Source organism: Bacillus sp. cl95, from assembly GCF_900115925.1.
In the GTDB taxonomy this organism is placed as follows: Bacteria; Bacillota; Bacilli; order Bacillales; family Cytobacillaceae; genus Neobacillus_A.
Genome location: NZ_FOYF01000010.1, coordinates 34,546 through 48,870, shown reverse-complemented (window position 1 = coordinate 48,870; position 14,325 = coordinate 34,546). Strand labels below are relative to the sequence as shown.

16 protein-coding genes, 11 tRNA genes and 1 rRNA gene are annotated in these 14,325 nt (G+C 40.1%); 1 reads left to right on the top strand and 27 read right to left on the bottom strand.

Features of this window, described 5'->3' with window-relative positions:
• From BMZ31_RS18965 to BMZ31_RS18905, 13 genes are all read right to left on the bottom strand, one after another.
• Window positions 1-159: ribosomal RNA gene (locus BMZ31_RS18965) — 16S ribosomal RNA — on the bottom strand; the annotation flags it as partial.
• Window positions 160-273: 114 nt separating this feature from the next.
• Window positions 274-347: transfer RNA gene (locus BMZ31_RS18960), tRNA-Gly, on the bottom strand.
• A 23-nt stretch (window positions 348-370) separates the two neighbouring features.
• Window positions 371-447 (bottom strand) — tRNA-Pro (locus BMZ31_RS18955).
• Window positions 448-456: 9 nt separating this feature from the next.
• Window positions 457-533: transfer RNA gene (locus tag BMZ31_RS18950), tRNA-Arg, on the bottom strand.
• Between the two features lie 60 nt (window positions 534-593).
• Window positions 594-679: transfer RNA gene (locus tag BMZ31_RS18945), tRNA-Leu, on the bottom strand.
• 62 nt (window positions 680-741) lie between these two features.
• Window positions 742-826, bottom strand: a tRNA-Leu gene (locus BMZ31_RS18940).
• A 10-nt stretch (window positions 827-836) separates the two neighbouring features.
• Window positions 837-912, bottom strand: a tRNA-Lys gene (locus tag BMZ31_RS18935).
• Between the two features lie 173 nt (window positions 913-1,085).
• A tRNA-Gln gene (locus tag BMZ31_RS18930) sits at window positions 1,086-1,160 on the bottom strand.
• A gap of 73 nt (window positions 1,161-1,233) precedes the next feature.
• Window positions 1,234-1,309: transfer RNA gene (locus BMZ31_RS18925), tRNA-Asp, on the bottom strand.
• A gap of 211 nt (window positions 1,310-1,520) precedes the next feature.
• Window positions 1,521-1,592 (bottom strand) — tRNA-Glu (locus BMZ31_RS18920).
• Between the two features lie 18 nt (window positions 1,593-1,610).
• A tRNA-Ser gene (locus BMZ31_RS18915) sits at window positions 1,611-1,701 on the bottom strand.
• Between the two features lie 4 nt (window positions 1,702-1,705).
• Window positions 1,706-1,780: transfer RNA gene (locus tag BMZ31_RS18910), tRNA-Asn, on the bottom strand.
• Between the two features lie 211 nt (window positions 1,781-1,991).
• Entirely contained in the window at window positions 1,992-2,465 is a 474-nt protein-coding gene (locus tag BMZ31_RS18905) for a SprT family protein (protein ID WP_090833489.1), read from the bottom strand.
• A 133-nt stretch (window positions 2,466-2,598) separates the two neighbouring features.
• Between BMZ31_RS18905 and cmpA the strand changes: the two genes are divergently transcribed.
• Window positions 2,599-2,730 (top strand): cortex morphogenetic protein CmpA, encoded by a 132-nt coding sequence (gene cmpA / locus BMZ31_RS18900; RefSeq protein WP_090833488.1) that lies wholly within the window; start codon window positions 2,599-2,601, stop codon window positions 2,728-2,730.
• A 53-nt stretch (window positions 2,731-2,783) separates the two neighbouring features.
• Here cmpA and BMZ31_RS18895 read toward each other — a convergent pair whose 3' ends face one another.
• The 14 genes from BMZ31_RS18895 to acpS form a co-directional block, all read right to left on the bottom strand.
• Window positions 2,784-4,964, bottom strand: coding sequence for a Tex family protein (locus BMZ31_RS18895; protein WP_090833487.1), 2,181 nt, complete (start codon window positions 4,962-4,964; stop codon window positions 2,784-2,786).
• A gap of 303 nt (window positions 4,965-5,267) precedes the next feature.
• The gene (locus tag BMZ31_RS18890) at window positions 5,268-5,864 is read right to left on the bottom strand and encodes a PP2C family serine/threonine-protein phosphatase (protein WP_090833486.1); all 597 of its coding nucleotides are present in this window, start codon (window positions 5,862-5,864) and stop codon (window positions 5,268-5,270) included.
• Window positions 5,861-6,652, bottom strand: a complete 792-nt coding sequence (sigB, locus tag BMZ31_RS18885; protein WP_090833485.1) for an RNA polymerase sigma factor SigB — start codon at window positions 6,650-6,652, stop codon at window positions 5,861-5,863. Before sigB ends, BMZ31_RS18890 begins: the two co-directional genes overlap by 4 nt.
• Window positions 6,630-7,103 (bottom strand): anti-sigma B factor RsbW, encoded by a 474-nt coding sequence (gene rsbW / locus BMZ31_RS18880; RefSeq protein WP_090833484.1) that lies wholly within the window; start codon window positions 7,101-7,103, stop codon window positions 6,630-6,632. The genes sigB and rsbW overlap by 23 nt, the downstream gene beginning before the upstream one ends.
• Window positions 7,100-7,432, bottom strand: a complete 333-nt coding sequence (locus BMZ31_RS18875) for an anti-sigma factor antagonist (RefSeq protein ID WP_090833483.1) — start codon at window positions 7,430-7,432, stop codon at window positions 7,100-7,102. The genes rsbW and BMZ31_RS18875 overlap by 4 nt, the downstream gene beginning before the upstream one ends.
• 60 nt (window positions 7,433-7,492) lie before the next feature.
• Complete coding sequence (locus BMZ31_RS18870) at window positions 7,493-8,503, bottom strand: PP2C family protein-serine/threonine phosphatase (protein WP_090833482.1); 1,011 nt, start codon at window positions 8,501-8,503, stop codon at window positions 7,493-7,495.
• A gap of 14 nt (window positions 8,504-8,517) precedes the next feature.
• Window positions 8,518-8,919, bottom strand: a complete 402-nt coding sequence (locus BMZ31_RS18865; RefSeq protein ID WP_090833481.1) for an anti-sigma regulatory factor — start codon at window positions 8,917-8,919, stop codon at window positions 8,518-8,520.
• 4 nt (window positions 8,920-8,923) lie between these two features.
• Window positions 8,924-9,280: an STAS domain-containing protein gene (locus BMZ31_RS18860; RefSeq protein WP_090833480.1), complete on the bottom strand. Its 357-nt coding sequence runs from the start codon at window positions 9,278-9,280 to the stop codon at window positions 8,924-8,926.
• Complete coding sequence (locus BMZ31_RS18855) at window positions 9,277-10,110, bottom strand: RsbT co-antagonist protein RsbRA (RefSeq protein ID WP_090833479.1); 834 nt, start codon at window positions 10,108-10,110, stop codon at window positions 9,277-9,279. The genes BMZ31_RS18860 and BMZ31_RS18855 overlap by 4 nt, the downstream gene beginning before the upstream one ends.
• Before the next feature lie 330 nt (window positions 10,111-10,440).
• Entirely contained in the window at window positions 10,441-10,791 is a 351-nt protein-coding gene (ndoA, locus tag BMZ31_RS18850; RefSeq protein ID WP_009795787.1) for a type II toxin-antitoxin system endoribonuclease NdoA, read from the bottom strand.
• 4 nt (window positions 10,792-10,795) lie between these two features.
• Entirely contained in the window at window positions 10,796-11,077 is a 282-nt protein-coding gene (locus BMZ31_RS18845) for a CopG family ribbon-helix-helix protein (RefSeq protein ID WP_090833478.1), read from the bottom strand.
• Between the two features lie 171 nt (window positions 11,078-11,248).
• Window positions 11,249-12,412, bottom strand: a complete 1,164-nt coding sequence (gene alr, locus BMZ31_RS18840; RefSeq protein ID WP_090833477.1) for an alanine racemase — start codon at window positions 12,410-12,412, stop codon at window positions 11,249-11,251.
• Between the two features lie 219 nt (window positions 12,413-12,631).
• Window positions 12,632-13,645 (bottom strand): LolA family protein, encoded by a 1,014-nt coding sequence (locus tag BMZ31_RS18835; RefSeq protein WP_090833476.1) that lies wholly within the window; start codon window positions 13,643-13,645, stop codon window positions 12,632-12,634.
• A gap of 213 nt (window positions 13,646-13,858) precedes the next feature.
• Window positions 13,859-14,209: a holo-ACP synthase gene (gene acpS / locus BMZ31_RS18830; RefSeq protein ID WP_090833475.1), complete on the bottom strand. Its 351-nt coding sequence runs from the start codon at window positions 14,207-14,209 to the stop codon at window positions 13,859-13,861.
• Window positions 14,210-14,325: the final 116 nt, after the last annotated feature.

Genomic DNA, 14,325 nt, shown 5'->3' with positions numbered 1-14,325 from the left:
TTTCCCGAAGTTATCCCAGTCTTACAGGCAGGTTGCCCACGTGTTACTCACCCGTCCGCCGCTGATATCAGGGAGCAAGCTCCCATCAATCCGCTCGACTTGCATGTATTAGGCACGCCGCCAGCGTTCGTCCTGAGCCAGGATCAAACTCTCCGATAAAGAGTGAGATTAGCTCAATTACTAACTCTGGCAAGTTCCAGCAACGAAGTTGCCTTCACTTGTTATTACTTGTTTTGTTGACATTTTTGTTTGTTTAGTTTTCAAGGAACAATTTGGAGCGGGTGATGAGAATCGAACTCACGACATCAGCTTGGAAGGCTGAGGTTTTACCATTAAACTACACCCGCATATATTATTGAGAGAACTCGCATGGTCGGGAAGACAGGATTCGAACCTGCGACCCCTTGGTCCCAAACCAAGTGCTCTACCAAGCTGAGCTACTTCCCGTTATAAAAATGGCGCGCCCGAAAGGAGTCGAACCCATAACCTTCTGATCCGTAGTCAGACGCTCTATCCAATTGAGCTACGGGCGCATTTCTTATAAGCGACTTTATTATTATATAAAAGTCATTTTGTTTTGTCAACACTTTTTTTGGTGCGGCCGAGAGGACTTGAACCTCCACGGGGTTGCCCCCACTAGGCCCTCAACCTAGCGCGTCTGCCATTCCGCCACGACCGCATTAGATTAGCGACAAAGACAATCTTATCATCTATCCTGCTATATTGCAAGGACTAATTTAATGGTGCGGGTGAAGGGAGTCGAACCCCCACGCCTTGCGGCGCTAGATCCTAAGTCTAGTGCGTCTGCCAATTCCGCCACACCCGCGATATTTAAATGGTGAGCCATGAAGGACTCGAACCTTCGACCCTCTGATTAAAAGTCAGATGCTCTACCAACTGAGCTAATGGCTCATGCTCATTTGCACCCTTAACTAGATGGTCAGATGTTCCGTTTACCTCTTTACAAGACGTAAACTCCACAACTCGCAGCTTCTCATAGAAGAAACGCTCGTTGCTCTACCAACTGAGCTAATGGCTCATTTCTTTTAGAATACTAAACTAGAAGGTCAGATGTTCATAAAAAATGGCTGGGCTAGCTGGATTTGAACCAACGCATGTCGCAGTCAAAGTGCGATGCCTTACCGCTTGGCTATAGCCCATTAATTTGAATTTGTTACACTAGATTACTTTTCTCATTTACTTCTTACATTATACATAAGTTTATAAGAAAAGTGGCGGTCCCGACCGGGATCGAACCGGCGATCTCCTGCGTGACAGGCAGGCATGTTAACCGCTACACCACGGGACCGTAACATAAAAGTGAGTTTGTCCATGCTCCGAATTTACTTATTAACTGTCTCTTCCTCTGCTTGCCTTTACAAAGAAGCGGATGCGTCGAGACAACTCGTAGCTTATTCACTGTAGTGTCGCTCGTCGCTACACCACGGGACCATATTTAAGAATGAAGTTTGTCCATGAAACCACAGAACCAAATTTCATATCTTTTTAAAATATCAAAGTGACCCCTACGGGATTCGAACCCGTGTTACCGCCGTGAAAGGGCGGTGTCTTAACCGCTTGACCAAGGGGCCATTTTTATAAAATATATCTGGCGGAGAAGGAGGGATTTGAACCCTCGCGCCGGTTACCCGACCTACACCCTTAGCAGGGGCGCCTCTTCAGCCTCTTGAGTACTTCCCCATAATGGCTCCGCAGGTAGGACTCGAACCTACGACCGTTCGGTTAACAGCCGAATGCTCTACCACTGAGCTACTGCGGAATAATTAAATGGTATACATTTATTTGGCTTAGTCGAGGATGCGAAGCACCTTATCGACTCTTTACATTATAATGAGGACTAATATGAAAGTCAAGACGATTTCACATTAATTTTTCTCCGTTTTTTAAAGTCAGATATAATCGCATTTCCAGAAATTGTTACCCTTTATACAACGTGGAAAATATCATCTATATTATATGGATTCAAAGATTTACTCCTCTTTCCATTCCAATAACTTCACTAATTTACCTCTGCACTTTCCACATACGTAGCGGGATGTATCCATTGCCCTTCTCCGTTTATACTGCAGGCCGCAACCACTGCAACGATAAATAATGATTTTCACACTTCTTTTTTTAGGCAAAGATTCGGGTAGCTTACTACAAAAACGTGGCGCACCCACCCTTTTTAATAACTCTCTAAAATCCGCATCCCTATGCTGGTAACCTTTTTTCTCAATATGAAGGTGATAATGGCAAAGCTCATGTTTAATGATCCCTACCAGTTCATCATGACCCAATTGTTCTAAGTACTTCTTATTTATCTCTATATTGTGTGAACGTAATAAATAACGTCCACCCGTTGTTCTTAATTTCGGATTAAAAATAGCTTTATGTCGAAACGGCTTAGCGAAAAACTCAATCGATATGTTTTCAACTAACCTTTGAAGTTCTCGTTCTTCCAATATTCCCGCCCCACTTTAATCATGAACATGACAACCTATTATAGCATAAACTGAAGAATCCACATGGATTTTAAGGATATGAACATACCTTCCCTTGGCCATAACAGAGTGATTTCGACTAGGAGGTTCGTTTATGCCAACATGGTTTCGCAATCAAATGAAAAGAGCTTTCTATGAAAAAGATCGCTATCAAATCAAACTACTAAACCAATGCTGGTTTTTTTACAGAAAGAAAGATCTTGTTTCTAAAGAAACGAAGGACTGATCATAAGAACAGCCCTCGTTTTTCTTTATTGTAATAAGGACAAGCCTACACCATTATTCTGCAGGGGATAACATCGTCAATGATACTCTTCCTTTGCTTGTATCAACTGAATCTACCCACACGGTTACAACGTCACCAACGGATACAACATCCATTGGATGCTTTACAAATTGCCTTCTGATCTTAGAAATATGGACAAGCCCATCTTGCTTTACTCCGATGTCCACAAATGCACCGAAATCAACTACGTTTCTAACTGTCCCTTGTAGTTCCATCCCAGGCTTCAAGTCTTCCATTTTAAGAACGTCTTTTTTTAGAAGCGGTGCCGGAAGTTCATCACGCGGGTCTCGTTCAGGCTTTACTAGAGCTTCAATGATATCTTTCAGTGTCAGTTCCCCAATATTCAACGCTTGGGAAGTTGCTTGTAAATCCAGTTTATTCAACGAACTAACCAAAGCTTCAGAACCCAAATCTTTTGTTGTAAATCCTAGACTTGTTAAGAGCGCCTTAACTTCTGAATAGTTTTCAGGATGAATCCCCGTGCGATCAAGCGGTTCTTTTCCACCAACCACTCGTAAGAATCCGATAGCCTGCTCATACGTTTTAGCCCCTAGTCGAGGAATCTTTTTCAATTGCGCCCTACTCGTAAACTTTCCTTCTTCCTCACGCTTTTTAACAATATTGTTAGCCACCGTCTTCGATAATCCTGCTACATATTGAAGAAGCGAGGAAGACGCAGTATTTACATTTACCCCTACCTGGTTAACAGCCGTTTCAACAACAAACGTTAAGGAATCTGATAGTTTCTTTTGTGAAACGTCATGTTGATATTGACCAACTCCAACTGATTTAGGGTCAATTTTCACCAATTCCGCAAGCGGGTCTTGTAGACGTCGAGCGATTGAGACACCGCTTCGCTCTTCAACTTGTAAGTTGGGAAATTCTTCGCGCGCAAGATCTGAAGCCGAGTAAACACTCGCTCCCGCTTCGTTAACGATAATATAGTAAATTTCCCTATCTAACTCTTTCAGGATCTCAGATACAAATTGTTCTGTTTCACGGGAAGCTGTACCGTTCCCGATTGCCACCATCTCAACTCCGCAATCCTTTACTACTTGAATAAATTTAGCCTTCGCCTCTTTTTCTTTTGCCACTGGTTTATGCGGATAAATCACATCAATCTTAAGAAGTTTACCCGTCTCATCCACAACTGCTAACTTACATCCTGTACGATAAGCTGGATCGACCCCAAGTACTACTTTCCCTTTTAACGGAGGCTGCAGCAAAAGATTTCTTAAATTCTCAGAAAAGATATGGATTGCTTGTTCCTCGGCTTTTTCAGTCAACTCATTGCGAATTTCTCGTTCAATAGATGGTTGAATAAGGCGTTTATACCCATCTTCCACTGCTTCCATCACAATATTTGCAGTTGGCGAATTCAAATACTTGACCCATTTTTTCGAAAGGTATTTATGTATAAAGTCGGCTTCTACCTTTATAGCTACACGAAGAACGTCTTCATTTTCACCACGGTTCAGGGCTAGAACACGATGAGGCACAATGCGATTTACCGGCTCCTCATATTCATAGTACATTTCGTATACTTTTTTCTCGTCTTTACTCTCGTCCTTAACTACAGATTGGACCGTACCCTTTTTGAATGTCTCTGTTCTTATCCACTTACGTCCATCTGCGTCATCAGATACTCGTTCGGCAATGATATCTTTAGCACCTGTTATGACATCCTCAACAGATAGTACTTCTTTTTCCTCCGAAATAAATTCGGTTGCTTTTGCTTCTATATTAGCTTCACGAGGAAAAGTCATTAACCAATCCGCAAAAGGTTCTAGACCTTTTTCTTTCGCAATCGTTGCTTTCGTTCTTCGCTTTTGCTTATATGGACGATATAAGTCTTCGATTTCTTGTAACTTTAATGCCTTTTCAATTTGAGATTGCAATTCATCCGTTAATTTCCCTTGTTCACCAATCAAACGGATAACTTCATCTTTTCTTTGTTCCAAGTTTCCGATATATTGCCAACGTTCAATAATATCCCGAATCTGCACTTCATCCAATGCACCGGTTTGCTCTTTACGATAACGCGCCATAAACGGAACCGTATTCCCCTCTTTTAACATGGAAATAACATTGCGCACTTGTTTGATCGAAAAATTCTGTTCCGTTGCAATCAACTTTAAATGTTGTTCTTGCTTGTCCGTTAATTTTTCTTCCATAATTACCTCCGCTTTATCAACGTCTTATCCCTTATTGTAACAAATGCATGCTTCGTTTTCATTATTACCATTACTGAACAATGGAAATCTATACCAAAGTCTCTGTTAAAGACCAATGTCGATTTATTAGCTTTGTTGATTGTAGCGTAAGGGTGCGAGACTCCTGCGGGAAAAGCGGGTCAAGGGAGACCCCGCAGGAGTGAAGCGACGAGGAGGCTCCCGAACCGCCCGCGGAAAGCGAGTGCCCTGTAGCGAAAATCAACAACCATGTTTAACAGAGCCATAATAAAAAGAAGCTTACCTTTAGAGTAAGCTTCCAATAATAAATGTTGAATCATCATTCGCTCTTGTATGATTTGTTCTAATTTCATTTGCAATCGTTTCTGTTGGCAAGACTCCATTAAGTAATGTTTTAATACCTTGAAGTTCATAACCATCGGAAAAAATTAAGAATTTAGATTGAGGCGCATAGGAAAAACGCTGCGTATGATATGTCTGAGGCCTGCCGGATAAATAACCTGTAACCGGTAATGGATATGTGAGTTTACCTTGGGGCGAATACAAGAAAAACCTTATATTGCCTACGCAACTATAGACAAATTCTCTAGATTGGAAGTAAATTTTTAAAATAGAGACAGCCGCGCCCCTTTTCGCAAGCATCGACTGATTGCAAAGCCTCATTAAAGTATCCACGTCTTCATGATGATGATTTTCAACAATAGCTACAGCAGCAGAAGAAGCTTCAAAAGCATACTTTCCACTGCCAAGTCCATCTGCAAGAATACAGACAAAATAGTCATCTGTTGCCGTGTAATAGTAACTATCGCCACAAAAAGCTTTACCCTCTTTAGAAGACTGATGAGCAAAAACTTCTATGTTGTCTTTGGATAAATGGTTCATGAAAGGCACTCCGAGTTAGTTGTTTCCGCATTAATAGCTTCTTGAAGCTTCTTAATCGCCCTTCTCTGTAGCCTTGAAACGTGCATTTGTGATATTCCAAGCATATCCCCAGCATCTTTTTGACTCAAGTTTTCAAGATACGTATATTGGATGATGCTCTTCTCACGATCCGTCAGTACATGAAGCACTTTTTCCAATACGAGTCTCTGATTCGTTTTTTCATAACCTTCATCAATACTTCCCACGATATCAAGCAATGTCACAGTTCCACCGTCAGAATCCGCTTCAATAGAATGATCCACAGATAGGGCTTGATAACTTTTCCCCATCTCCATCGCTTCTAACACTTCTTCTTCCGATACTTCCAACAGTTCCGCAATTTCCTCAACCTTAGGAGACCGGTGGAGTTTTGTCGTAAGATCTTCGACTGCTGTCTTTATTTTTGGACCTAGTTCCTTTATACGACGTGGAACATGTACACTCCAAGTTTTATCACGCAAGAATCGTTTTATTTCTCCAATTATGGTTGGAACAGCAAAAGCCTCGAAACTTTTACCGAAAGTTTCATCATATCGGCGAATCGCTCCCAATAAACCAATCATCCCTACCTGTACGATATCTTCATGGAAAGAACGACCCTTTGAATATTTCCTTGCTATCGTCTCAACCAGGCTTTTGTACTGGATAACTAATTTCTCCTGAGCTTCGGAATCTTGATAGAGTTGATACGCCTTGATTAGATCATTTGTTTCTTGTTTCGCCTGTTTAGGTTGAGATTGTTTCGGCATCGATCTCCACCTGCTCTCCTTCAAGGTATTTAGTCATAAAGACTGTAACACCTTCTTTTTGATGGATTCTTACTTCGTCCATCAACGTCTCAATTAGATATAGACCTAGACCTCCTTCGCGTAAAAACTCAACAGAGTCATTTTCGCCATAAGGTCCAATCCCTTTTCTCGCGGATTCAAAATCAAAACTTACACCACTATCCGCAACCATAACTTCTAAACGGTCTGCATATAGTCCGAAGCCGATTTTGACTTCACCCTGTTCATTTTTCTTATATGCATGTTGCACGGCATTCGTACAAGCTTCGCTTGTTGCAATCTTCAAATCTTCAAGGTCATCATAGGAAAAGCCCATTCTGCTGGCAATCCCCGATAAAGTAAGACGAATCACTCCAACAAACTCTGGCTTAGCCGGAATTTTCATCTCAATGTAATCAAAGGCTTGATTCATTTAACTCCACCTTCTATCTCACTATTTATGTCGATTATATCTGCAAGACCTGTTATATCAAAAAGTCTCTTTAAACGGTCAGAAAGACCAACAAGTTTAAATTCGCCATTATGGGCACGTACAGACTTGAAAACTCCAACAATAACACCTAAACCAGTACTATCCATATAAGATACACCAGTTAAATCTATCGTCATTTTTACATTTTCTTTTTCCGAAAGAGGGAAAACTGCTTCACGAAGCTTCGGAGCTGTATAAGCATCGATTTCTCCTTCTACCTGAACTTCCACAATCCCATCATTTTCATTCATATCTAAATTAATATTCATAAAAGACCCACCCTTTTTATATCAATCACGCTTTTTACATTTACCCCAACTATCTAAGGATTAAACATTCCTTTTTAAGATAATTAATGTAAAGTCATCACGTAATTGAAAATGTTGTAGTTTTTCAAGTTCTCTATAAATATTAGCCACAATTTCTTGGGCCTCAAGATGCATGTACTTCTTTATATATTGGATCAAGGAGTCCTTTTCAAGAAAACCTTCCTCGGTTCTGCATTCTGTAACACCATCTGACATCAATACAATCATGTCTCCAGGTTGGATTTCTTTTTCATATTGTCGATATTTCGTCTTTTTCTCGATACCTAATAGGAGTCCCTTTGCTTCCAAATCTGAAAATTCATCTTTAGAAGCATCATAGTAAAAACCTGGTTCGTGACCAGCAGAAGAATAATAAAAAGTATGATTCCTTACGTTATACATGCCATAAAACATCGTAATGAACATGCTTGGATCAACGTTTTGTTCAACAACACGATTTAAATTTTCAAGCACCTCATTAGGATTATGACGATGCTCTGGAAGACTATCCATCGCATACTTAATCATGGACATACAAAGAGCAGCAGGAATCCCTTTGCCGATTACATCAGCAATTGCTACATTAATACAGTTCGATTCATCATGGACGAAGTGATAATAATCCCCGTTCATATGTCTAGCCGGAACACTTAACGCACCAATATCAAGGCCCTTGACCTTCGGAATGGAAGTTCCCAACAATGTCTGTTGTACATTTGCTGCGATTTCCATTTCCGTTCTAAGTTCAAGTTGTTGACTTCTTAGGCTTTGATGTTCTCTGTAAGCTACTCCGTACCCCATCATAACTTCCAACAGAATATCGAAGGAATGCATGACACTTTCAGGTACCTCTGGATAGAGTTCAAACAATAAACTCTTATGAAGGTTGATGATTTCTTCTGGAGAAATTTTATGTTCAATAGATTGTCTGCTAAATTTTTGTCCCTGATATAAAGATTGTTCGGATTGTTCGGTTATATACTTAATCAAAATATCCCGATACTTTGACTCCATCATTTCTCGGAAGTCCATAGCCGTTTCTCCCCCTAACGGAGCCATTTAGTGGCTTGTATATCTGTCCCATGCCCTGGTGAAGAATCTATGCTGAATTCATCCATGAGTCTTTTTACACCAGGCAAGCCTGCTCCTAACCCACCAGATGTGGTAAAACCATCTTCCATTACTTGCCTTATATCGCTAATTCCAGGTCCGCTGTCAGTTGCTCCAATTCGCAATCCCGCTTTTCCGCCGTCATAGACTTTTTCTATGCAAACCTGTCCTTGGCCGGCATATAAGTAGATGTTTCTCGCCAACTCACTGATTGCAGTCGTGATTCTCGCTTGGTCTACAATTCCAAAACCAAGCTCCTTTGCGACATTGCGACCCAGCTGGCGTGCAGCTACGATGTCCCATTCGTTTATTATTTTTACGCAGGATTGATTATTCATACAGTCAATCCCCCAATTCCTGTTGTAATTTCTCCAAACCTTTTTCTAAGTCTAAAGCTGTTAGGACATCTTCCAAGCCAATGCCCAATTCAATAAGCGTGATGGCAACCGCTGGTTGAATGCCTGTAATAACAACTTTTGCTCCCATCAGTTTAGACATATTAATTACATCACCTAAAACTTTGGCAATAAAAGAATCTATAAAATCAATTGACGTGATATCAATTACTACACCATTTGCACTCGTCTCATGAATCTTATGAAGAAGATCTTCTTGAAACTGAAGGGCCGTTTGGTCATCCAATTCCCATTGAATCGAGACTAACAAACAATCGTGCAATTTTAAGATAGGTATTCTCAATTTGCTCCCTCCATTTTAACAAGTTTGCGTGAAGTCATTTCCAACGCTGCTTCAATCCCTTTTTTCAATGTGTTCTTTGTCGTAAATTTATTTAAATCAATACCTAGATTTACAATTGTTTGGGCTATTTCAGGCCTTATTCCACAAAGCATACATTTCGCTCCAACAAGGCGAACAGCTTCCGCAGCCTGAATGATATGATGTGCAACCATCGTATCTACAACAGGAACACCTGTAATATCAATAAGTACTACTTCTGAACGGTGCTTTACTACACCATTCAAAAGATTTTCCATGATTTGCTTTGCTCTTTCTGTATCAATTGTACCAACCAAAGGCATGACCGTAATTCCCTCAAAAACAGGAATTAACGGGGCAGAAAGCTCTTGCAGTGCAATTTTTTGCAGGGATACCGTTCTTTCCCAAGTTCTGGAATACGTATTTACAAGTTCATTATTCAAAGGTCTCATCCAGCTATCAAATTCATAGATGATCTCCAATTGATTTTCTGGTGTGACAATCCCTTTTTCCTGCATGCCTTCGAATACAATTCGACCAAAACTGCTTAACCCTTCAGTTACAAAGTGGAGAGGCCAGCCAAGACGGATGATTTTCTCAGCAAAATCAATCAAGCGGTTAGAATACTCTTCTTTAACACCCTTAATATTCGAGATGATCATATCAAGATATTCTCGGCTCGTTGCTAAAAAAACATTGTCCGAGATCACTCTTAAAACTCGGTCATCCGCTCCTTCTTTCGTACTTTCTATCCAATCATTTAAAATTTCTTCGTAATTCTCGGTTACATAATTCAGTATTAATTTGTTCATTCCATCCTCCCCATTCCTAGCACTAGGATACCTTTTGAATTTCAAATCTATTAACAGTAACTCAATTTTTGAAAAATAGTCATAATTCCGCTTTCTATTTTCATTTAAAACAAATAAATGAATCTCGTCAACTTTAACGATAATCGTTTTTTACAAATTGCGACTTTCTTTTTTACCCTTTATTTTACCTATTAAACCTCTTTTTTATTTTTTTATAAAAAAATAAAAGACAAGCCGTCGAATGCTTGTCTTTACAGGACATATGAGGTTGGATGTATGAATCGATTATGTATAAAAAAACGCTCTTTCCTTAAAGAGCGTAATCTTATGTTAGAATTCGATGAGACCTAAACTGATTTGCAAGGCTTCATCCACCTTTTCCATCATTTCGTCATCGAGATGGGTAATCTTATCGGTTAACCGCTGCTTATCGATTGTTCGAATTTGCTCTAGTAAAATGACAGAGTCTCGTTCAAATCCGTAGCGCTTCGCATCAATTTCAACATGTGTCGGTAACTTAGCCTTTTGAATTTGAGCTGTGATCGCCGCAACAATTACTGTGGGACTAAACCGGTTCCCGATGTCGTTTTGAATGACAAGAACAGGACGGACTCCTCCTTGCTCAGAACCAACAACTGGGGATAGGTCTGCAAAATAAACGTCACCACGTTTGACAATCAAAGGATTATCCCCCGCTTACTAGACGTTCGACTGTGTGTTCTGCCTCATATTCTGCCAGAAATGCTTCTGATGCAATTCTTAAATTTATTTTAGCCATTTCCATATAGCCACGTCTCATGGCTTCGCGAATTTGTCTCTTTTTACGTTCGCGTAGGTACATCTTTGTTGCCTGATAAATAAAATCACTGCGATTGACGTTTTCCTGTTTAACAAAACCATCTAACTCGGTTAAAAGATGTTGCGGTAATTTCACTAAGATTTCCGTTGTTGCGCTGGACTCAGACACAAACATACACCTCCACCATCACTACACACCATTTTTCTCTACCATTTTTAATAATACCACGAATGAAGCCTAAAGCAAAGGGCATTCAGCAATTTCTACTGTATTATCCGCTTTAAAAACAAATCTTTATGCATGGTTATGATAAAAATATCTTTTTCCCAATCTAATTCACTATCCTTGAAGGATGGAGTTCTTGAGATCTACAATCCGTTGGCCTTTTTTAAACAAACGGGGAACACGGTTTGAAATGATACAAGGGACTTCATAATTAATGGTTTCTAATTTTTTCGCAACTTCGTTTATTGAAATGGTCTCTTCGGCTTGATCCCCTATCAAGGTTACTCTCTCGCCGATAGCAAGCTCATTAGGAAGCTTAACCATACATTGATCCATACAAATCCTTCCGACAATCGGAGCTCGCTTCCCAGCGACAAGTACTTCCTGCCCTTGTAACCCTCTAATCCATCCATCCGCATAACCAATTGGTATCGTCCCAATCCATTCATCCTCTTTCGCTTCGTATGTCGCACCATAGCTAACCTTCTCACCCTTTTGAAGCTTTTTCACATGAACAAGCCTTGAATGCAATGAGAATGCTTCTGTTAAAGGGATAGGAAGTTCTGGTTCTATTTCTAACGAAGGGGTTAGTCCGTACATAACAATCCCTAACCTCACTGCATTGAAATGTGCATGAGGGAATCGTAATGCAGTTGCACTGTTGCCTGCATGTATATAGGCTGGTTTTTCATCCAGCACATCCAGCATTTCGTTGAAACGGGTTAATTGCTTTTCCACATAAGATCGATCGGTTTCATCCGCAGTTGCAAAATGCGTAAATATCCCCTCAAATTTAAATCGTTTTTCTTCTATCAACTTCTTTTCTATGGACTTTAATTCCGCTGGTTCCTTCACACCAAGTCTTCCCATTCCTGTGTCTAACTTGACGTGGATGGCGAGCTGGTCATCTTCACCGAGATATGGTAGTGCTTCCGTTAACCATTCATAGTAAAAAACTGTGAGTGTGATGTCATGATCTACTGCAATGGCAACATCTTCTGGTCTGGTTGCCCCTAATACGAGGAGGGGAGCTGTTGTTCCCTTTTTCCTTAAAGCGATAGCTTCGTCCATGAAAGCAACTGCCAGATACTTGGCACCAGCTTGAAGTGCAGTTTCAGCTACTTGAATATCTCCATGACCATATGCATTGGCCTTTATAACCGCAATGATATCCACAGTTTCAGGTATATGACCTTTCACTGCCGTAATGTTATCTGAAATGGCATCTAAATCAATTTCTGCCCATGTATCCCTATAGAAAAATCCTTGTTCTTCCATTACTCCACTTCCTTAACCTTCTAAACTATCTTACGAGGGCGCGTTTGTTTTATTACGATTATTAGCCCCAACCAGTCAAAAGTCAAATATAATTCAGCTAATTAAATGATTAGTTTCATACGTTGATGCCGCTAGACAATTCTCCTTGTTTTATTCTCATATAATATGAACAGACACAAAGAAAAGGCCCCTATGAATAAGAGCCTTTACGGGTATTTCTTATTTAACCATATCACCTTGGACAGATCGAGCAACCATAACCATTTCATCTGGAGAAAGGTCGTTTGAGGCTAGCATGAAATCGACACCGTCATAAGACCATTTGATGGAGTGACCAGAAATGGCACCAATAGTAAATCCTAAGTCAACAGGGTCCCCTTTTACAAATGTTGGTGAAGCCGCAGCAGTCTTAGTTACAGCTTTCTCTTGAATAAGAGTGAATGATTTTTCCCCGTCATATGTCAATACAACACGCTTACCTTCTTCAGTATCCATCGCCTTCTCTTCGATTAAATCTACACCTTTAATTTCAGCAATTGGATACTTGACAGAGAAAGCCTTATCTCCCGCTTCCGCCATTGCAGGAAGACCAATTTGAGCGCGCGTCATATTCTTTTGCATTTCAAAATCATCTTTATTAAAGCTTGCATCTAATTTAACCTTGGAGAATACAACCGTTACAAGTGCATTGCGATCAACATCCATGATTTTTACACTTGCCGGTGTTAGATCCTTTTTATTAAGTTTGATTTCTTGGACCGGTAGCATCTTATTGTTTTGATATCTTGTCTTTGTTTCGAACACATAATGATCTTTGGTAGAAGAAAATTTCGCTTCTTTGTCTTCCAGAATGTCTTTTATCAGAGATTCATACAAGTAAGCTTGGCTGCTATTTTGTGGCCAGTCACTTTGGAACCTAAAGCTTTTGTTTAGCGCTGGAGTCAGAACAAAGACTCCTTCATCGTTACGCAAAATCATTTGACTTTGGTCTTTTTTTGCATTCTTTAGATTCACACGATAGAATGTTGGGTCTTTATGCCAGATTTCCACATTGTACACCTGAGAATCCGTTCCCATCTTAAGCGTCATTTTTGCATTTGCTTTATAGCCGGACAAATCTCCAATCTTACCATTCAACTCCTTCACCACATCATCCTGCGATTTGGAGCCACAGGCAGATAAGATGAAAATAACCATCAGCCCGGTGAGAAGCAACATCCACTTTTTCTTCATTTTTCCAACCCCTTCTTGTCTCATTTCAAGTGTGGTTTCGGAGAGAAAAATGGTTACACTCAATGTCCAGAACTACGCTCCCTAACATCTAGAGGATTTCCGACCATCGATTACACCTTCTAACTTGTCTCTCCTATTGCACTACGAATATATGAGACAACCTAAGGGAATATGCTCATTCGATTGACAAGCTTTTGATATTTTATAAAAAAACTATCCCTCAATGATGACTTGCGCAACTGCGTATTCATGACTATGAGAGATGGAAAGATGAACACCTTTGGATTTTGGTTTTGAGATGTAAGGCTTCCCTTTTTCATCTTTACTCACTTCAATATCTAAAAAGGAAAGCTGTTGGCCAATTCCTGTTCCGATAGCCTTTGAATACGCTTCTTTCGCAGAAAATCTGCCAGCTAAGTATTCCACTTTACGGCGACTAGACAAAGCTTCAAACTCAAGTATTTCTGTTTCGGTAAGAATTCTGGAACTGAACTTCTTTTGACGATTCATCATTTCTTCAATTCTTTTTAGTTCAATAATATCGATGCCTATGCCAGTTATCATATGTTTACCTCCTTCTATTAAATTGACTTAAGTCATACATATTGTTGTACAAACATGATTTTATAGCTTATATTCGGCTAAGATATAATGGTAATAGCCATATCACTTTTCCTTGA